Origin of the sequence: Actinotalea alkalitolerans, from assembly GCF_023369855.1 — a bacterium.
Classification (GTDB): Bacteria; Actinomycetota; Actinomycetes; order Actinomycetales; family Cellulomonadaceae; genus Actinotalea.
The window spans coordinates 220,090-238,012 of record NZ_JAMBPP010000008.1; the positions used below are offsets into that span (position 1 = coordinate 220,090).

17 protein-coding genes and 1 riboswitch are annotated in these 17,923 nt (G+C 72.9%); of the genes, 11 read left to right on the forward strand and 6 right to left on the reverse strand.

Features of this window, described 5'->3' with window-relative positions; genetic code table 11:
* Nucleotides 1-673 precede the first annotated feature (673 nt).
* The 3 genes from M1R94_RS12145 to M1R94_RS12155 are packed head-to-tail and all read right to left on the reverse strand — an operon-like array spanning nucleotide 674 to nucleotide 2,819.
* Nucleotides 674-1,441, reverse strand: a complete 768-nt coding sequence (locus M1R94_RS12145; protein ID WP_249381961.1) for an ABC transporter permease — start codon at nucleotides 1,439-1,441, stop codon at nucleotides 674-676.
* Nucleotides 1,441-2,220: an ABC transporter ATP-binding protein gene (locus tag M1R94_RS12150; protein ID WP_249381962.1), complete on the reverse strand. Its 780-nt coding sequence runs from the start codon at nucleotides 2,218-2,220 to the stop codon at nucleotides 1,441-1,443. Before M1R94_RS12150 ends, M1R94_RS12145 begins: the two co-directional genes overlap by 1 nt.
* Nucleotides 2,217-2,819 (reverse strand): TetR family transcriptional regulator, encoded by a 603-nt coding sequence (locus tag M1R94_RS12155; protein WP_283253297.1) that lies wholly within the window; start codon nucleotides 2,817-2,819, stop codon nucleotides 2,217-2,219. Before M1R94_RS12155 ends, M1R94_RS12150 begins: the two co-directional genes overlap by 4 nt.
* Nucleotides 2,820-2,919: 100 nt before the next feature.
* Between M1R94_RS12155 and dcd the strand changes: the two genes are divergently transcribed.
* The 3 genes from dcd to M1R94_RS12170 all read left to right on the forward strand — a co-directional run bounded on the left by dcd (nucleotide 2,920) and on the right by M1R94_RS12170 (nucleotide 5,626).
* Nucleotides 2,920-3,495, forward strand: a complete 576-nt coding sequence (gene dcd / locus M1R94_RS12160) for a dCTP deaminase (RefSeq protein ID WP_249381963.1) — start codon at nucleotides 2,920-2,922, stop codon at nucleotides 3,493-3,495.
* A 65-nt stretch (nucleotides 3,496-3,560) separates the two neighbouring features.
* Complete coding sequence (locus M1R94_RS12165) at nucleotides 3,561-4,643, forward strand: hypothetical protein (RefSeq protein WP_249381964.1); 1,083 nt, start codon at nucleotides 3,561-3,563, stop codon at nucleotides 4,641-4,643.
* Nucleotides 4,644-4,699: 56 nt separating this feature from the next.
* The gene (locus M1R94_RS12170; protein ID WP_249381965.1) at nucleotides 4,700-5,626 is read left to right on the forward strand and encodes a hypothetical protein; all 927 of its coding nucleotides are present in this window, start codon (nucleotides 4,700-4,702) and stop codon (nucleotides 5,624-5,626) included.
* A gap of 3 nt (nucleotides 5,627-5,629) precedes the next feature.
* Here M1R94_RS12170 and M1R94_RS12175 read toward each other — a convergent pair whose 3' ends face one another.
* On the reverse strand, nucleotides 5,630-8,074 hold the full coding sequence (locus M1R94_RS12175) for a (Fe-S)-binding protein (RefSeq protein WP_249381966.1): 2,445 nt from the start codon (nucleotides 8,072-8,074) through the stop codon (nucleotides 5,630-5,632).
* A gap of 294 nt (nucleotides 8,075-8,368) precedes the next feature.
* Between M1R94_RS12175 and M1R94_RS12180 the strand changes: the two genes are divergently transcribed.
* The 6 genes from M1R94_RS12180 to mnhG are packed head-to-tail and all read left to right on the forward strand — an operon-like array spanning nucleotide 8,369 to nucleotide 14,924.
* On the forward strand, nucleotides 8,369-11,461 hold the full coding sequence (locus M1R94_RS12180) for a Na+/H+ antiporter subunit A (RefSeq protein WP_249381967.1): 3,093 nt from the start codon (nucleotides 8,369-8,371) through the stop codon (nucleotides 11,459-11,461).
* Nucleotides 11,458-11,928 (forward strand): Na(+)/H(+) antiporter subunit C, encoded by a 471-nt coding sequence (locus M1R94_RS12185; protein WP_249381968.1) that lies wholly within the window; start codon nucleotides 11,458-11,460, stop codon nucleotides 11,926-11,928. The genes M1R94_RS12180 and M1R94_RS12185 overlap by 4 nt, the downstream gene beginning before the upstream one ends.
* Before the next feature lie 2 nt (nucleotides 11,929-11,930).
* Entirely contained in the window at nucleotides 11,931-13,517 is a 1,587-nt protein-coding gene (locus tag M1R94_RS12190) for a Na+/H+ antiporter subunit D (protein WP_249382007.1), read from the forward strand.
* Complete coding sequence (locus tag M1R94_RS12195) at nucleotides 13,514-14,116, forward strand: Na+/H+ antiporter subunit E (RefSeq protein WP_249381969.1); 603 nt, start codon at nucleotides 13,514-13,516, stop codon at nucleotides 14,114-14,116. Before M1R94_RS12190 ends, M1R94_RS12195 begins: the two co-directional genes overlap by 4 nt.
* Nucleotides 14,113-14,520 carry an MrpF/PhaF family protein gene (locus M1R94_RS12200; RefSeq protein ID WP_249381970.1) on the forward strand — a complete coding sequence of 136 codons (408 nt, stop codon included), beginning with the start codon at nucleotides 14,113-14,115 and terminating at the stop codon, nucleotides 14,518-14,520. Before M1R94_RS12195 ends, M1R94_RS12200 begins: the two co-directional genes overlap by 4 nt.
* Nucleotides 14,517-14,924 (forward strand): monovalent cation/H(+) antiporter subunit G, encoded by a 408-nt coding sequence (gene mnhG, locus M1R94_RS12205; protein WP_249381971.1) that lies wholly within the window; start codon nucleotides 14,517-14,519, stop codon nucleotides 14,922-14,924. Before M1R94_RS12200 ends, mnhG begins: the two co-directional genes overlap by 4 nt.
* A 60-nt stretch (nucleotides 14,925-14,984) precedes the next feature.
* Here mnhG and M1R94_RS12210 read toward each other — a convergent pair whose 3' ends face one another.
* On the reverse strand, nucleotides 14,985-15,233 hold the full coding sequence (locus tag M1R94_RS12210; RefSeq protein ID WP_249381972.1) for a DUF4235 domain-containing protein: 249 nt from the start codon (nucleotides 15,231-15,233) through the stop codon (nucleotides 14,985-14,987).
* A 91-nt stretch (nucleotides 15,234-15,324) separates the two neighbouring features.
* Between M1R94_RS12210 and M1R94_RS12215 the strand changes: the two genes are divergently transcribed.
* Nucleotides 15,325-15,936, forward strand: a complete 612-nt coding sequence (locus tag M1R94_RS12215) for an NUDIX hydrolase (RefSeq protein WP_249381973.1) — start codon at nucleotides 15,325-15,327, stop codon at nucleotides 15,934-15,936.
* A 16-nt stretch (nucleotides 15,937-15,952) separates the two neighbouring features.
* On the opposite strand, the gene M1R94_RS12220 is transcribed toward M1R94_RS12215, so the two are convergent.
* Nucleotides 15,953-16,396: a hypothetical protein gene (locus M1R94_RS12220; RefSeq protein ID WP_249381974.1), complete on the reverse strand. Its 444-nt coding sequence runs from the start codon at nucleotides 16,394-16,396 to the stop codon at nucleotides 15,953-15,955.
* A 114-nt stretch (nucleotides 16,397-16,510) separates the two neighbouring features.
* A riboswitch (TPP riboswitch) is annotated at nucleotides 16,511-16,631 on the forward strand.
* 74 nt (nucleotides 16,632-16,705) lie between these two features.
* On the opposite strand from M1R94_RS12220, the gene M1R94_RS12225 reads away from it, so the two are divergent.
* Entirely contained in the window at nucleotides 16,706-17,863 is a 1,158-nt protein-coding gene (locus M1R94_RS12225) for a thiamine ABC transporter substrate-binding protein (RefSeq protein WP_249381975.1), read from the forward strand.
* Nucleotides 17,864-17,923 lie beyond the last annotated feature (60 nt).

Consider the following 17,923-nt stretch of genomic DNA (forward strand, 5'->3'; position numbering starts at 1 on the left):
CCGAGCGCGCGGGACGATCATACCCGGCCCGGCGCGGTGGTCCCATCCGCATGCCGTTCGCGCGTCTTCAACGTGCGCGCTCCACCCGATCCGCGCGAGATGGGTCGGCAGGCCCAGGTTCGGCCGCCTCTCGCCGGACGCCAGCGTCCACATATTCTGTCCACAGCCCTGTGCGTTCCGACGCTCTCGCGGTACCCAGCCTGTGGATGACGCTGTGGAAGTCCTCGAAGGTCGAAGAGCTCGGGCGAAGTCCTTGCGGGGCGTCGTCGGGCAGGGCTACAACTTGACGAACGGAACCGGAGGGACCGGGTACCACCAGGGAGACCTGGGTGGGTGCCAGGAACCGAGGGACCGGAACTGACCGGAGAACGATGGGCCATCTCGGCGGGGCGACCTGCCGGGCCGCGGACGGCACCGCGGGAGCCCGCACGGACCCGGAAGGTTCGATCGTCACGACCTGCCGACCCGGGGGAGACCTCAGGTCGGGGGTCGGCCGCACCGCCACCGCGGGGGCCGTCGTCACCGGGCAGCCGGAGGCACGGTCGGACGGTCACAGCAAGGCCCCCCGGACGCTTACTCCGAGGGGCCTCTGCTGTGTCCGGGGCCGGGTGGACCCGGGCTCGCCGGGCCCGCCCCCCGGCTGTCCGACCTCCGGTCGGCGACCGGCGTCGCCTCAGATCGCCTCGGCCCGCCCCCACCACCACGCGGTGGCGACCGCACCGCCGAGCCCCACGGGCAGCGCCAGGAGCAGGTGCGGTACCCCCACGGCCGCCGCCGCCTCAGGCCCACCCATGCCCGCCCACAGACCGGGGGCGGCGTAGGGGAACCAGGTGCCCGCGCCGGCGACCGTCACGATCTGCGTCACCACGACGATGCCCAGCAGCCCGGCGATGCCCGGCAGGTAGCCGCGGTGCATGCTCGCGACCAGTGCGAGCGGGAGGGACAGCACCACCATCAGCCCGCCGACGACGAGCGTGCGCACCACCCCGGCGACCATCCCCTCGCCGGGGGCGCCGACGCCGGTCAGCACGCCCAGCGGCACGGCGATGACCACGGTCGCCACGCACAGCCCGAGTCCCCAGCCGAGCAGCACCGTCGCCTTGGCCAGGGCGATGTCCCGCCGGGCGGTGGGGATCGCGAACAGGGAGCCGAAGGTGCCGTCGGTGAACTCGCGTCCGAAGGACCAGCAGACCACCACGCCGACGGCCAGCAGCACCCCGACCGAGAGCACCTGGCCGATCATCGTCAGGTAGGCCTCCCAGCCGGTCCCGACCAGCATCGGGCGCACCTTGGCCGCCATCTGGCTCTCGCCGTCGGCCCGTGCCACCGCCATGAAGGCTGCGCCCAGCGCGGGCACCCCGACCGCCACAGCGAGGGCCGCCACGCGCGGGGCGGTGGCGCGTCGCAGCTTGAGGACCTCGACCTCGAGGGCTGCACCCATCAGGACACCTCCGCGACGGGTTCGGGCTCGCGCGGGTCCACGCCCTCAGCGGCGTAGACCATGTCGAAGAACTGGCGCTCGAGGTCGGCGCCCTGCGGGGGCAGCGTGCCGATGACCGCGCCGCGGTGCATCACGGTGATGCGGTGGGCGATGCGTGCCATCTCGTCCAGGTGGTGGCTCGAGACGAGCACACCGACGCCGCGACCAGCCGCTTCGACCAGGTGCCGGCGCACCCGCAGCACTCCCGCGGGGTCCAGGGCGTTGGTCGGTTCGTCCAGGACGAGCAGCGACGGTCGGTGCACGACGGCGCAGGCCAGCCCGACCCGCTGCCGGTTGCCCAGGGACAGGGTGCGGCAACGCCGCCTCGCCCAGTGCTCGAGGGCGAGGTCCGCGATGACCCGGTCGGTGGCCTGCCGGGCCTCGTGCGCGGGCAGCCCGCGCAGCCGGGCCGCGGCGCGCACCGTCTCGGTCACCGTGAGCTCGGCGTACAGGAAAGGGCTCTCGACCAGGTGCCCCACCCCGCGCCAGGTCGCCGCCGGAGCGTCACGCACGTCCGTGCCGTCAGGCCCCAGGTGCAGGGTGGCGCGCCCGGAGTCGGGCTGCAGCATGCCGAGCAGCAGGCGCATCAGCGTGGTCTTGCCCGCGCCGTTGAGACCGACCAGGGCGTGGATCTCCCCGGCGGCCACGCGCAGGTCCACGCCGGTGACGGCCGGCTCGGTCCCGAAGGCCCGGGCCAGGCGGTGCGCGCGCAGCAGCGACGACGGGTGTGCGGTCGTCATGGCAGGTCTCCCGGCGGTGGATCGTCGACAGGTGGTGGAACGTCGACAGGTGGTGGAGCGAGCTGGCCCAGGGCGCTCGCGAGGCGCGCGCCCAGGGGTTCGCCGGCGTCGTCGGACCCCCAGTCGAGCAGGGCGGCCATGATCGCCCCGAGGCAGGCGGCGGCGGCGACCCGCGCCTCGAGCCGCGGCACCCCCTCGCCGGTCAGGGCCGTGACGATGACGTCCTCGGTGCGCTGGGTGTTCTCCCACGACCGCGCACGCAGCCCGGGGTGGTCGGCGATCAGGGAGATGCGCGCGCGGGTCTCGGTGTCGACCGGCTCGGGGGCGGCCGACCATGCCGCGAGCAACCCGCGCCGCACGCGTTCGAGGGTGGGCAGGTCGGAGGGCTGGGCGACGACGGCGTCGGCGACCAGGGGGTCGTAGGGGTCGTCCAGCAGCACGGACTCCTTGGTCGGGAAGTGCCGGAAGAACGTCATGTGCGAGACGCCCGCGGCGTCGGCGATCTCGGTCACGGTGGTGGCGTCGAAGCCTCGGGCGAGGAAGAGCTCGAGGGCGCACGCCTGGAGGCGGGCGCGGGTGATCTCCGTCCGTGAGGCCATGGGAGCAATGTTAGTCACTAACATCGCTCCCGAGCAAGGAGCCGGACCGTCCCCCGACATCCCGCACCGTCGACACCCGGCGCCCGCTACCGTGGCCTGCGTGCTGCTCTCCGACCGTGACATCCGTGCCGAGCTCGACTCCCACCGCATCGCGCTCGACCCGTACGAGCCGCTGATGCTCCAGCCCTCGAGCATCGACGTCCGCCTGGACCGGTTCTTCCGGCTCTTCGACAACCACAAGTACCCGTTCATCGACCCCGCCCAGGACCAGCCCGACCTGACCCGCCTGGTCGAGGTCGACGGCGACGAGCCGTTCATCCTGCACCCCGGGGAGTTCGTGCTGGGCTCCACCTACGAGTCCGTGACCCTGCCCGACGACGTCGCCGCGCGCCTCGAGGGCAAGTCCTCGCTAGGCCGCCTGGGCCTGCTCACCCACTCCACCGCGGGGTTCATCGACCCCGGGTTCACCGGGCACGTGACCCTCGAGCTGTCCAACGTCGCGACCCTGCCGATCAAGCTGTGGCCTGGGATGAAGATCGGCCAGATGTGCTTCTTCCGGCTCTCCTCACCTTCGGAGCACCCCTACGGCTCCTCGGCCTACGGCTCGCGGTACCAGGGGCAGCGCGGCCCCACGGCCTCCCGCTCCTTCAAGGGCTTCCACCGCACCCAGGTCTGAGCAGGTCTCCCACAGGGCAACCTGTCCGAAGCATCCCGGCAACACACCCGACCTAGGCTCGACCCATGGCGCTCCCACTCCTTGACCCCGACGACCCCGACGCCACCGGGCGACACCTGCTCGCGCTGCCCGCCGACATCGGGCACGACGAGGTCGAGACCCTGGCGATCAGCCGGTTCGCCCGCGCGACGTGGGAGGTCGTGCCGACCACCGCGGCCCCGCGCGCCACGGGTGGCGCCCGCGGCCTGCGCACCCCGCACGCCGCCCCGGGGGTGCTCCGGCTCTCCCGGCACAGCACCCTGCACGGGCCGTACACCGTGGACCGCGGCATCGCCACGACCCTCGGGCTCCCCACCGCCGCAGGTCAGGCCTACCTGCTCCACGCCCCGGTCGAGCGCGGGGACAAGCCCTGGCCCGGAGGCGGTGACCGCGACGGCCTCGCCCGCGCCTTCCCCGACGGCCTGCCCGTGCGTGACGAGGAGCGGGTCGTCACGTGGTTGCTCGCAGCCGCCCGGCGCCTGGGCGGCGCGGTGCGCACCGCCCCCGTCCACGGCGGTGTTCCCGCGCTGCTGATCCCCGACCCCGCGGCCGCGGTCGACCTGACCGTCTACACCGACATCTGGCTCGAGCCCGAGGCCGCGCTGACCGTCATGCGCCAGGCAGTGCCCCGCGCCCAGCTCAACCTGCCGGCCGTGCCCTGGGCCGGTCCGCCACCCGGGACAGGGCAGCAGGTCGTACCCGGCACCGAGTCCATGGATGGAGTCCGACGGCGTGACCTGCACCGGCGGGCCGACGACCATGACATCGAGGCGCTGACCAACGCCGCACCGATGAACGCCTACGCGGTGATCGCCGACCTCGACCTGGACGGGATCATCTCCCTCGAGATCGGGGGCGAGACGACCCTGCCGCCGATGATCGCCGCGTTGCCCTGGGCCTCGCAGGGCGCCGTGACCTACCGCGTGCGCTGGGAGCCTGCCGATGTCGAGGAGCTCGAGGCCGAGCGTCCCTCGTTCAGCCACCGCGTCGCGCGCGGGCGAGCCAGCCCGCTGGTGATCGCCGTGACCCGGGCCGTGCACCGCGCGGTGGCCGGGGAGATCGCCGACGCGATGGACTTCCTGGTGGACCCTGCCGACCTCCAGGCGTGAGGAGCTGATCGCCGGGGTCCCTGTCAATCTGCGCCCAGCGGGGCGATGATCGGGAGATGAGACGGACGAAGGAGTTCGACGAGTTCGGGCCGTGGGTCGACGAGGTCACCGCCGCCGAGGACGTCCCTTCCCTCTACCGGGACCACCGGCTCGACCTCGCCTCGGCGCAGCTGGTGCTCAAGGTGCCGCGGCGCATCTCACGACGCGACGCCAATCCCGACATGGACCTCTACGACCACCTCGTGGTCGCCGGCCCGCAGGCGCTGACCGTGCTCTCACGTCGATCCTCGACACCGGGGTACGACGTCAGCGAGGTCCCGTACTCCCGGGTCGCGAGCCTGAGCACCAGCGTCGAGCTGCTCGACGGGCGCCTGACCGTGCACGACGTCGAGGCCGCCACACCCGGCCGCGCGGCGGTCGCCTTCCGGTACAACAGCGTCTCGCAGGACGCCATCGAGCGGCTGATGCGCATCGTGCGGCGCAGCGCCCAGCCCGGCGGTGAGCCCGCAGTGGTCGACGGTGGCTCCTACCTGGACCTCGACCTGCAGGACCTCGGCCCGCACGACGTCGCCCTGGTGACCGCGCAGCGTGAGGTCGTCACCCACGACCCCCAGCTGGCCGTGGTGGCCGTGCACCCCCGCACCGGTGTCCCACGCCGCACCGGTACGGCCCGGGGGCTGCTCGACGTGCTCCGACCCGCCACGCTGCACGCCGCGGTGGTCATGGTCGGGCCCGACGAGCTGCACGTGCTGCACCGTCGACGCTGGCTCACCACGGGACGTCGCCCGGTGCACTCGGTGGCCCAGACCGTCGTCCTGGTGCCCCGGGTGACCGAGACCGTGGTCCGCGAGGACGAGCGGTGGAGCGAGGTGCAGGTCATCCAGGTCACCTCGGGGCGTTCGGCACGCGAGATCCCCGTACCGCAGGGCTCCGCGAGCGGCGAGGCGATCACCCGCGTGCTCGGGGCGAACGCCGCGGGCTGACCCTCAGGCTGTCGGCCCGGCCGAGCCCGACGTCGGGCCGCGGTCCACCGAGTCGAGCAGCAGCAGGGCCACGTCGACCACCTCGACCGGGGCGGCAGGCTCGCCGTCCGGCGCCTGGGCGTCCGTGCCCGCTGCTGTGCCCGTGCCGGAACCCTCGGTGCCGGGACCAGGCTGGGCGGCGACACCGTCGGTGAGCATCACGGTGCAGAACGGGCAGCCCGTCGCGATGGTGCGGGCCCCCGTCGCGATGGCCTCCGCGGCCCGGTCGGTGCCGATCCGGGTGCCGGTGGACTCCTCCATCCAGACCCGTGCACCGCCGCCGCCGCAGCAGAACGCGCGCTCCTTGGTGCGCGGCATCTCGGTGAGGGTCACCCCGGGCAGTGCGCCGATGAGCTCGCGCGGCGGGGTGTAGATCTGGTTGTGCCGACCCAGGAAGCACGGGTCGTGGTAGGTGACCAGGGTGTCGGCGGTGCCACCGTCACCGGTGCCGTCGCGCTCGGCCGCCGGCACGGGGGTGAGCCGACCCTCGCCGACCAGACGGTCCAGCAGCTCGGTGTGGTGCACCACCTCGAACCGGCCACCCAGCTGGGGGTACTCGCGGGAGATCGTGTTGAAGCAGTGCGCGCAGGTCACCACGATCCGCTGCGCCCTGGCCTCGGTCAGCACCTCGACGTTGGCCTGGGCGAGCATCTGGAACAGGAACTCGTTGCCGGCCCGGCGGGCGGGGTCACCCGTGCAGGACTCGCCGTCACCGAGCACCGCGAAGCTGACCCCGGCGATGCTCATCAGCTCGGCCACCGCCCGGGTGGTGCGCCTGGCGCGGTCCTCGTAGGCCCCCGCGCAGCCGACCCAGAACAGGTAGTCGACCTGTGAGGCGTCCTCGACGTCGACCCCGACCACGGGCACCTCGAAGGGCAGACCGACCGCCCAGTCCAGCCGCTTGCGGGCCGGCATCCCCCACGGGTTCCCCTGCTTCTCGAGCTTGGTGAACATGGGGCCCAGCTCGTCGGGGAAGGCGGCCTCCATGAGCACCTGGTTGCGGCGCATGTCGATGATGTGGTCCACGTGCTCGATGTCCACCGGGCACTGCTGCACGCACGCCCCGCACATCGTGCAGTCCCACAGGGCCTGCGGGTCGACGACGTCGCCGACCAGCGACAGCACGTCCAGCCCGGCGTGGCCGTCGGCGGCCCCCGGGTCCGTTGCGCCGCGCGAGAGGCCCGGCAGCGGGACGTGCCCGGTGGTCGAGGTGTGCCCGGCCGGGGCGGTCGAGGCGTTGGCGGCGGGTTGCAGGTAGGGGGCGCTGGCGTAGGCGTGGTCACGCAGCGCCATCACCACGAGCTTGGGGGACAACGGCTTGCCGGTGTTCCACGCCGGGCACTGCTCCTGGCAGCGACCGCACTCGGTGCAGGTCGAGAAGTCCAGCAGTCCCTTCCAGGTGAAGTCCTCGATGCGTCCGACGCCGAGCCGGGCGTCCTCGGGGAGGTCGTCCAGGGCGTCGAAGTCCACCGGCTGCCCACCCGCACGCACAGGGGGCACCGGACCCAGGGCCGGGCCGCCGTCCACCTCGCGCCGGGCCCACAGGTTCGCCACGGCCAGGAACCGGTGCCAGGAGATGCTCATCGCCGGGCGCTGGCCCACCACGACCATCCAGGTCATCGACGTGAGGATCTTGAGCAGGGCGACCAGGACGATCGCGGTCTCGAGGGTCGTGCGGCTCAGGGCGGTCAGCCACTCGCCGTACCAGAACGTCAGCGGGAAGTGCAGCGGTGTTGCGAGCCCGGCCTGGCCCGCCACCTGCGCAGCGACCTCATCCCCCGACCCCACGACAGTCCACCACTCGTCCGCGGCCAGCGCGTACTCCAGCCCCCGCAGCGCCAGCACGCACAGGATGACCGCGGCGATGATCAGCTCGACGAAGTACGCCTGCCCGGCGTTCGACCCGAAGAACCTCGAGCTGCGGCGCCCCGGTGCGGGGGCGCCGACCTCGGGCTCGACGCCCGCGACCGGGGTGGCCGCCTGCGCCCCGCGGCGGGGGTGCTCGCGCTGACGGACGACGACCAGCGCCACGATGCCCAGCAGGCTCGCCCAGGCGAACAGCTCGATGAGCCACTCGACCGGCGGGAAGTGGCCGATCAGCGGCAGCGCGAAGGACGGGTCGACCAGCTGCCCGTACCCGCCGAGCAGGGTCACGAACAGCACCGGGAAGCTGACCATCACCACCCAGTGCGCGACCTTGACCAGCGGTCGGTGCTGGAACCGGCCGTGGCCGGTCATCTCGCGCACCACCAGCCAGGTGCGCCGCAACCGGTGGGTGGTGCGCTCGGGGGCGGGGCCACCGCGCGCGACGGTGCGCACGATCGCCCGCAGGCCCGCGGTGAAGACGGTGACCCCCACGACGGTGGCCGCCAGGGCCATGACCAGGGCGATGATCCGGAGGGCGTCCACGCGCACACGGTAGCCGCAAGGCCCCACGCGTCGTGCCGGTGCGCGGTACCGGCTCGAGACGCCCGTCCGACGGACCCGGGGGCGGGCACGCCGGTTCGCTCGGTAGGATCACGACAGTCCGCCGTCGCACCCCCGCCCTTCCTGCTCTGACGTCCCGCGTCGTGGCACGGGTGGGTGCGTGCCCGAGACACGGATGTGTCTTGACAACTCTGCACCCCTCGGCCGGCGCCTGAACCTCCGGGTTCGGGTCCGCCACCCTGACCGACCGACCGCCCTCGACAGGACGGAGCGGACGTGCTGCTGCTGCTCGTCGCCCACCTCGTGGTGGCCGTCGTCGCGCCCACGCTCCTGCGTCTGCTCGGCCGCAAGGCGTTCCTGCTGCTGGCCCTCGCGCCGGCCTCGGCCACGGTGTGGGCGCTCAGCCTGACCGGCGAGGTCATGGCCGGTCGCGGACCCGTCGAGATCGTCGAGTGGGTGCCTGCCCTGGGCATGGAGCTGGCCTTCCGGCTCGACACCCTCGCGTGGCTCATGGTGCTGCTCGTCGGCGGCGTCGGGGCCCTGGTGCTGGTCTACTCCTCGGCGTACTTCTCGGCGTCTGCCGGCGGGCTCGGGCGGTTCGGCGCGGTGCTCGTCGCGTTCGCCGGGTCGATGCTCGGCCTGGTCGTCACCGACGACATGCTCCTGCTGTACGTGTTCTGGGAGCTCACGACCGTCTTCTCCTACCTGCTCATCGGGCACTACGCCGACCGCAAGGCCTCTCGTAGGGCCGCGATGCAGGCGATCATCCTGACCACCGCGGGCGGCCTGGCGATGCTCGGCGGGGTCGTGCTGCTCGGTGACGCCACCGGGACGTACCGGATCTCCGAGGTGGTCGCCGACCCGCCCACCGGCCTGGTCGCCGGGGTGTCGGTGGTGCTGCTGCTCGTCGGGGCCGCGACCAAGTCCGCGCTGGTCCCGCTGCACTTCTGGCTGCCCGCCGCGATGGCGGCCCCCACGCCGGTCAGCGCCTACCTGCACGCCGCCGCCATGGTCAAGGCCGGGGTCTACCTCGTGGCGCGCTTCGCCCCGGGATTCGGCGACCTGGGGATCTGGCGCGGCATCGTCATCGCCCTGGGCTGCTCGACCCTCGTGCACGGCGGCTACCGGGCGCTGCGGCAGAACGACCTCAAGCTCATCCTGGCCTTCGGCACGGTCAGCCAGCTCGGGCTGCTCGTGCTCCTGGTGGGGTTGGGGACCCGGGCGGCCGCGCTCGCAGGCCTGGCGATGCTCGGGGCCCACGCGATGTTCAAGGCAGCCCTCTTCCTGACCGTCGGCGTGGTCGACGCGGCGACCGGCACCCGTGACCTGCGCCGGCTCACCGGGGTGGGCCGGACCCTGCCGATCACCGCGGCCGTCGGTGCCCTGGCGACCGCCTCGATGATCGGCCTGCCCCCGTTCGCGGGGTACGTCGCCAAGGAGGCCGCCCTCGAGGCGTTCTGGCACGACGGCAGCACCCTGGTCGGGGCGGTCGTGATCGGGGCCATGGTGGTCGGCTCGATCCTCACGGTGGCCTACGGGCTGCGGTTCTGGTGGGGGGCCTTCGGGTCCAAGCGTTGCGTGCCCGCGATCGCCCCCGACGGCACCACCGACCCCTCGCAGCCGTGGGGACCGCCCGAGCCCCTCGAGGTCGGCAAGCCCTCGCTGGTCCTGGTGGGCCCCGCCGCCGTCCTGGCGGTGCTCGGCCTCGCCGCAGCCCTGGTGCCCCAGCTCGGGGAGAACCTGCTCGCGCCCCACGCCGACACCTACCCCGGCGACCCAGGCCACCTCGCCCTGTGGGCCGGGCTGACCCCCGCGCTCGCGCTGACCGGTGTGATCCTGGTGGTCGGCACGCTGCTCTTCGTGCGCCGGGTGCACGTCGAACGCTGGCAGTCCCGGGTGAGCGTCCCGCTCGACGCCGACAGGGTCTACCGCCGCACGATGCGCCGCCTCGACGAGTTCGCGGGCGTGGTGACCGCACGCACCCAGCGTGGTTCCCTCCCCCTGTACCTCGGCACCATCCTGCTGGTCTTCGTGGCCCTCGGCGGTGGCGCGCTCGTGGCCGGCACCACGCTGCCGACAGCCGACGGCGTACGCCTGTGGGACACCCCGGTGCAGCTGCTCGCCGGCGGGCTGGCCGCGGTCGCGATGATCCTGGCCGCCCGAGCCCGTCGTCGGCTCAAGGCGGTCGTCCTGGCCGGGATCAGCGGGTACGCGGTCGCGGCCCTGTACCTGCTGCACGGTGGCCCCGACCTCGCCCTGACCCAGGTGCTGGTCGAGACGATCACCCTGGTCGTCTTCGTGCTCGTGCTGCGCCGCCTGCCCGCCTACTTCTCGGTGCGCCCGCTCGCGACCAGCCGATGGGTCCGGCTCGGGGTGGCCTCGCTCGTCGGGCTGACGGTCGGAGGGCTTGCGCTGATCATCCCCGGCGCCCGGATCCACGCGCCCGTCTCGGTGGACTTCGCCGAGGAGGCGTACGTCTACGGCGGCGGCAAGAACATCGTCAACGTCACCCTGGTGGACATCCGCGCGTGGGACACCATGGGGGAGATCTCGGTGCTCCTGGTCGCGGCCACCGGGATCGCGTCGCTGATCTTCCTGCGTCGACGCGGCGGTCCGCTGCTGCGCACCCAGGACGCGGTCGAGAGCGGCTCGGTGGTCTGGGGCAACATCCCCGACGTCATGGGGGTGCTCCGCAGCCACAACGCGGCAGCGGCCGGGGTGTCGAGCGCCGCGGCCGAGGCCGCCGTCGACTTCGCCCAGGCCGAGGCCGACGCCGAGGCCGCCGGGGCCGCCGCACGAGGTGACGCGGGGTACGTCGCCGGCCCCCCGATACCGCGGGCGCCGCACGGCGGACGGCAGCGTGAGTGGTTGGCCGGGGGGCGCACGCTGGCCCCCGGACGCCGGTCGATCATCTTCGAGATCGTCACCCGGCTGCTGTTCCACTCGATGATCCTGTTCGCGGTGTTCCTGCTGTTCTCGGGGCACAACGCGCCGGGTGGCGGCTTCGCGGCGGGACTCGTGGTGGGCATCGCGCTGATCGTCCGGTACCTCGCGGGGGGTCGTTACGAGCTGAGCGAGGCCGCACCGGTGCACCCCGGACTGCTGCTCGGCATGGGCCTGTTCCTCTCGGCCGGTGTCGGGCTGATCGCCCTGCTCGCGGGTGGCTCGATGCTCCAGAGCGTGATCATCGACCTGACCGTCCCGGTGCTCGGCGAGATCCACCTCGTGACGTCGCTGTTCTTCGACATCGGGGTCTTCCTCGTGGTCATCGGTCTCGCGCTGGACATCCTGCGAAGCCTCGGCGCCGAGATCGACCGTCACGGCGAGGAGGCCCTCGAGGGCGTGCCCGAGGAGGTGGGGTCACGATGATCGACACCTCACCGAGCCTGACCCTGGTCGCCGTCATCGTCGTGCTGGTCACCGTGGGCGTCTACCTGATGCTCGAGCGCAGCCTGTCCCGGGTGCTGCTCGGGATCATCTCCTTCAGCAACGGCATCAACCTGCTGTTCCTGGTCGCGGGGGGTGTCGCGGGCGGGGCGCCGATCATCGGCCAGACCCCCGACGGGGAGATGAGCGACCCGCTGCCGCAGGCCATGGTGCTCACCGCGATCGTCATCACCCTGGGCATGACGGCCTTCCTGCTGGCCATGGCCTACCGCTCGTGGCAGCTCAACGAGCACGACGAGGTCCAGGACGACCTCGAGGACCGCCGGGTCGCGCGCCGCGCCGCCGCGGACCTCGCCGCCTTCGAGGACGCCGACGTCGAGGTCACCACCACGCTCGACGAGGACGCCGCGGGCGCGCACGACGAGACCCAGGGCGGTGACCGCCCGTGACCCTGCACGACCTGAGCTGGGTGGTGCCGCTGCCCGTGGTCCTGCCGCTCTTCGCCGCCGGGCTCGCGCTCGCGCTGTGGCGGCACGCCCGCGCCCAGCGGATCATCAGCCTCGTCGCACTGTCGCTCGTGCTCGTGGCGTCGGTGACGCTGCTGATCGCCGCCGACGCCGGCCCGATCGTGCTGGACGTCGGCGGGTGGGCGGCGCCCGTCGGCATCGACCTGGTCGCCGACAGGCTCTCGACCCTCATGCTCACGGTCTCGTCGGTCGTGATCCTGTGCGTGCTGATCTACTCGCTGGCCCAGGGCATCGCCGACGGCGACGAGGACACGCCGATCGCGATCTTCCACCCCACCTACCTGGTGCTGAGCGCCGGGGTGGCCAACGCCTTCCTCTCGGGTGACCTGTTCAACCTGTACGTCGGCTTCGAGATCCTCCTCGCGGCCTCCTACGTGCTGCTCACCCTGGGCGGCACCGGGGAACGCATCCGGGCCGGGACGATCTACGTGATCGTGTCGTTCCTGTCCTCGTTCGTCTTCCTGCTCGCGATCGCGCTGGTCTACGCCGCGACCGGCACGGTCAACCTGGCCCAGCTCGCCGAGCGCCTGCCGGAGGTCGACCCAGGGGTGCAGCTCGCCCTGCAGCTGCTGCTGCTGCTCGCGTTCGGGATCAAGGCGGCGATCTTCCCGCTGTCGGCCTGGTTGCCCGACTCCTACCCCACCGCCCCGGCCCCGGTCACGGCGGTGTTCGCGGGCCTGCTGACCAAGGTCGGCGTCTACGCGATCATCCGGACCCAGACGCTGCTCTTCCCCGACGGCCGGGCCGACACCATCCTCATGTGGGCGGCCCTGGCCACGATGGTCGTGGGGATCCTGGGCGCCGTCGCGCAGAACGACATCAAGCGACTGGTCTCGTTCACCCTGGTCAGCCACATCGGGTACATGATCTTCGGCATCGCCCTGTCCACCGAGCAGGGGCTGTCCGCGGCGATCTTCTACGTCGCGCACCACATCACCGTCCAGACCGCGCTGTTCCTCGTCGTCGGCCTCATGGAACGGCGCGGCGGGTCCACCTCGCTCGACCAGCTGGGCGGGCTGGCCCGGATCGCACCCGTGCTGGCGATCCTCTTCTTCATCCCGGCGATGAACCTCGCCGGGATCCCGCCGCTCTCGGGGTTCCTGGGCAAGGTCGGGCTGCTGCAGGCCGGTGTCGCGATGGGCACCCCGCTGGCCTACGCCCTGGTCGCCGGTGCGATCGTCACGTCCCTGCTGACCCTCTACGCCGTCGTCAAGGCCTGGAACAAGGCCTTCTGGCAGACGGCGCCGGTCGAGCCCCCGCCGATGACGCTGCCCCGCGGCATGACCGGCTCCGCCGGCGCGCTGGTCGTGGTCGGCATCGGCCTGACGGTCCTGGCCGGTCCCCTCTACAGCTACACCGAGCGGGCGGCGGAGACCCTGCGCGACCGCGACCAGTACATCTTCGCGGTGCTGCCCGACGGCGTACGCGGCACCGGCCAGTCACCCGAGGTCTCCCAGGAGGTCGGCGAGTCCGTCGACGACGACCTGGTCGAGGAGGGGGGCGAGGGATGAGCCTGCACCCGCGTCGCCGGTCGCTGCGCTTCCAGATCGTCACCGTCGTGTGGCTGACGATCATCTGGCTGCTGCTCTGGGGCGACCTCAGCCCGGCGAACCTGCTCGCCGGTGCGGCCGTGGCCGTCCTGGTGACCCGGTCCATGCCGATGCCGCCGATCGAGTTCCACGGCACCGTGCACCTGCCCTCGGTGCTCTACCTGGCCTACCGCTTCGTGGTGGACCTCGTGATCGCCAGCTTCCAGGTCTCGCTCCAGGCGCTGACCCCCGGCAAGGTCCCGAGGGGGGCGGTGCTCGCCGTCCAGCTGCGCAGCCACTCCGACCTGTACCTCACGCTGACCGCGGAGCTCTGCTCGCTGGTCCCGGGCAGCATCGTGGTCGAGGCGCAGCGCACCTCGGGGATGCTCTACGTCCACGTGCTCGACGTCGAGCTCTCCGGGGGGATCGAGCGCGCGCGGCACCACGTGCTGGACACCGAGGCGAGGATCCTCCGGGCCATCGCCTCCGACGCCGAGCTCACCCAGGCCGGACTGGCCCGCAACCCGCGCTCCCCCGCCCCGCGGAGGGGCGACCCGATCCCCCCGGAGGTGCGGCGATGAGCCTGGACCCGTTCGGCGTGGTCGTGGTCGTGTGCGCCGGGCTGCTGACCGCGACAGCCCTGATGGCCCTGCTGCGGGCCGAGCGCGGCCCCAGCATGCTCGACCGCACCATCGCCCTGGACATCCTGGCCAGCACGATCGTGGGCGCCATCGCCCTGGAGGCCGCCTGGTCACGCAGGATCGACACCGTGCCGATCCTGGTGGTCCTGGCCCTGGTCGGCTTCGTCGGGTCGGTCACCATCGCGCGCTTCGCCTCGGTCGAGCCCGAGGGTGAGGGCCGCATCCTGACCCGCGAGGAGATCGCCGCCCAGGAGTCCGCGCGCCTGGCCGCCGAGGACGCCGAACGGGTCAGCACCGACCCCGAGGACCACGGCGGCGGCGCGCAGGGGGAGGTGAAGGAGTGAGCACCGTGATCGACGTGCTGGCGGCCGTCTGCCTGCTCGGCGGCTCCTTCCTGTCCTTCGCGGCCGGGATGGGCCTGACCCGGTTCCCGGACCTGCTCTCACGCATGCATACCGCCACCAAGCCCCAGGTGCTCGGCCTGCTGCTGATGATGGTGGGCCTGGCGCTGCGGCTCGGGAACGGGCCGATCCTGTCGATGCTGGTGCTGGTGGCCCTGTTCCAGATGCTCACCTCACCGGTGGACGCGCACATGGTGGCCCGCGCGGGCTACCGCACGGGGAAGGTCCGCAACGACCTGCTCGTGGTCGACGAGCTGACCCGCGACCTCGAGGCCGCGCGTGCCGCGGCAGGCGAGCAGGAGGACGACGCCGAGCCGGACGACGAGGAGCCCGCAGCCGGCACATGACCGGACCCCGCGAACCGGTGGCTCACGGGGTCCGGTCGGTGACGCCCGGTGACTCGGGCGTCAGCTGCTCTTGAGGTACTTCGCGGTGCCGCGCATCGCCATGACGCGGGCGAACGCGACGATCGCGCCGGTCACCACGGCCGCGGCGGCGATCTCCGCGAACCGCGCGTCGTCCTCGGGGTCAGGGGGGTTGTGCCCGCTCGCGGCCTTCCACGCGCTGGCGAGCGCCTTCTGTGCGAGCCAGGCGGCGGCCAGCGTGACGCCGGCCCCGATCAGCTTGGTGAGCATGGTGTCCTTGCCGTCAGCCACGCGGTCCTCCTCGGTCGATGCGTGCTGCCACGCTAGCCCTGCTGGCCGTCCCGCGCAGGGCGGCGTCGGCAGGGTGTGGTTCGCTGACCCGGTGCCCGCACCCCCGCCCCGGACCTCCCTGGTCGAGAGCGCCGCGGCGGCCCTCGCTGCCGTCGTGCCGACCACCCGGCTCGCGGCCGAGGTGCAGGCACACGTGTGCGCCTACCTCGAGACCCACGGTGCGGCAGCGCTGACCCGCGACCTGCCCGAGCACCTGACCGCCAGCACCCTGGTCCTGGACGAGGCGCTCACGCACACGCTGCTGTGCTTCCACCGCAAGGGCGGGTTCTGGGTCCAGCCCGGCGGCCACGTCGACCCCACCGACGACGACCTCCTGGCCGGCGCGCTGCGCGAGCTCCAGGAGGAGACCGGCCTGTCCAGGGTCCGCCCCGTGGCCGGCGGGCCGGCGGACGTCGACCGGCACGCGCTCTCGGGCGCCTTCGGGCGTTGCACCTGGCACCTGGACGTCGGCTACGCGGTGATCGCCGACCGGAGCGACGACGTCGTCGTCAGCGCGGAGAGCACCGACGTCGCCTGGTTCCCGCTCGACGCCCTGCCCCCGGGGGCGGCCGGTGGTCTGGCCGACCGTCTTGCCCGGGCGCGTGCCGTCGCGGCCGCGCGCCTCGGACGCGGGTCGCCGGCGGCCGACGCTGCGCCCTCGTAGGCCCAGCGGTAGACCGTCAGCCCTCGGCGGTCCACAGGTAGACCCGCTCGCCGGCCTCCTCGGCCAGCATCACCAGGGCCACGACCGAGGACAGCACCGGCAGCAGGTCGGTGTCCGCGGAGTCCATCTCCTCGGTCAGGCCCCACTCGGCGGCGACCTCCGCCGGGAGGTCGGGGTCGTCGGTGCGCCCGAGCTCGGCGAGGGCCTCGCACAGGAACTCGGGGAGCACGAGCAGCGCCTCGTGGTCCAGGTCGACCTCGGAGAGCTCGAGGTCCCCCGAGCCGAACCGGACGGCCTGCGCCACGATCTCGCCGAGGGCCTCGAGCTCGATCGCCCCGACGTCCTCGAGCTCGAGGTGGGTCTCGTCGGTGGTCCGGGTCACGGTGCCGTCCGCGAGCGCCTCGGAGCGCGTCAACGCTGCGGCGTGCGTGGCGGCGAACAGCTCAGCCTGGACTGCCATGGTTCCTCCTCGGTCGAGCGGTGCCGGGTCGGGGCTGCCGGCCCCGATCCCCGGAGCGTATCCGCGGCACCGGCCGACCGCCGCGGACCACGCCCGGGACGGCGGTAGGCTCGTGGGGAACGACAGGGGAGCGTCGTCCGGCACCGCCGGGCAGGGACGCTGAGAGTGCGGACATCCGCAGACCCTCGAACCTGATCCGGTCAGTACCGGCGTAGGGAGTCGGGACGTCTCAGGCGCCCGGTCGTCGCCGGACCTGGTCCGACGGCGCCGGTCGTCACCCCTCCTGCTTGACGACGAGGAGGACACACCATGGCGAAGGTCTTCGCCCACCCGCCGGCCGAGCCCGGCAGCACCACCACCCGCAGCACCACCACCGGCCCCGTCGGTCGACGACGCACGGCGCTGACCCTCATCGCGGCGGCGGCGACCGTCGCGCTCGCGGGCTGCTCGGCCATCGGGCAGGACAGCCCGGGCGGCACCACCACCGACGCGGACGGTGACGGCGCGGCACCCGGGACCGTCGTGCTGGTCACCCATGACTCCTTCGCGATCAGCGAGGACCTGCTGGCTGCCTTCCAGGCCGACACCGGCCTGACCGTCGAGCAGCGCGCCCCGGGTGACGGCGGCGCGCTGGTCAACCAGCTGATCCTGACCAAGGACGCGCCGCTGGGCGACGTGGTCTACGGCATCGACAACTCCTTCGCCTCCCGCGCGATCCAGGAGGGTGTGCTCGACCCGTACACCTCCCCGGCCGCGGGGGACGACGTCACCCGGTACGCCGTGGACGACGAGGGCCACCTGACCGCGATCGACGTGGGCGACGTGTGCGTCAACGTCGACCGTGAGTGGTTCGCCGAGGCGGGCATCCCCGAGCCGGTGACCCTCGAGGACCTGGCCGACCCGGTCTACGCCGACCTGCTGGTCGTGACGAACCCGGCGACGTCCTCCCCGGGTCTGGCCTTCGTGCTGGCCACGGTCGCGGCCTTCGGTGAGGACGGCTGGGCCGACTACTGGGCGTCGCTGCGCGACAACGGGGTCAAGGTCGCGAGCGGCTGGTCCGACGCGTACTACGTGGACTTCTCGGGACCGTCGAGCGAGGGCGACCGGCCGCTGGTCCTGTCCTACGCCTCGTCGCCCCCGTACGAGGCCGCCGACGACGCGACCGAGGCACCCACCGCGGCCCTGCTCGACACCTGCTTCCGGCAGGTCGAGTACGCAGGTGTCCTGGCCGGGGCTGCCAACCCCGAGGGCGCCCGGCAGCTGATCGACTGGCTGCTCAGCCCCGAGGTCCAGGCGGACATCCCCGAGAACATGTACGTCTACCCGGTGGACTCCTCGGTCGCGCTCCCCGAGTCGTGGACCCGCTTCGCCCCGCAGCCCACCGAGCCGTTCACCGTGGACCCGCAGCAGATCACCGAGAACCGTGACGCGTGGATCCAGCGGTGGACGGATGTCGTGATCGGCTGATCCTCCGTGCCGCCGTCGGTCGAGGACGCCCGGGCCGCGCAGCCCGGGCCCCTCGACCCG

What these genes read in the sequence shown, in the direction of transcription:
- M1R94_RS12145 (WP_249381961.1), bottom strand. Translation starts at nt 1,441, where the DNA reads ATGGGTGCAGCCCTCGAGGTCGAGGTCCTCAAGCTGCGACGCGCCACC.
- M1R94_RS12150 (WP_249381962.1), bottom strand. Translation starts at nt 2,220, where the DNA reads ATGACGACCGCACACCCGTCGTCGCTGCTGCGCGCGCACCGCCTGGCC.
- M1R94_RS12155 (WP_283253297.1), bottom strand. Translation starts at nt 2,819, where the DNA reads ATGGCCTCACGGACGGAGATCACCCGCGCCCGCCTCCAGGCGTGCGCC.
- M1R94_RS12165 (WP_249381964.1), top strand. Translation starts at nt 3,561, where the DNA reads ATGGCGCTCCCACTCCTTGACCCCGACGACCCCGACGCCACCGGGCGA.
- M1R94_RS12170 (WP_249381965.1), top strand. Translation starts at nt 4,700, where the DNA reads ATGAGACGGACGAAGGAGTTCGACGAGTTCGGGCCGTGGGTCGACGAG.
- M1R94_RS12185 (WP_249381968.1), top strand. Translation starts at nt 11,458, where the DNA reads ATGATCGACACCTCACCGAGCCTGACCCTGGTCGCCGTCATCGTCGTG.
- M1R94_RS12195 (WP_249381969.1), top strand. Translation starts at nt 13,514, where the DNA reads ATGAGCCTGCACCCGCGTCGCCGGTCGCTGCGCTTCCAGATCGTCACC.
- M1R94_RS12200 (WP_249381970.1), top strand. Translation starts at nt 14,113, where the DNA reads ATGAGCCTGGACCCGTTCGGCGTGGTCGTGGTCGTGTGCGCCGGGCTG.
- M1R94_RS12220 (WP_249381974.1), bottom strand. Translation starts at nt 16,396, where the DNA reads ATGGCAGTCCAGGCTGAGCTGTTCGCCGCCACGCACGCCGCAGCGTTG.
- M1R94_RS12225 (WP_249381975.1), top strand. Translation starts at nt 16,706, where the DNA reads ATGGCGAAGGTCTTCGCCCACCCGCCGGCCGAGCCCGGCAGCACCACC.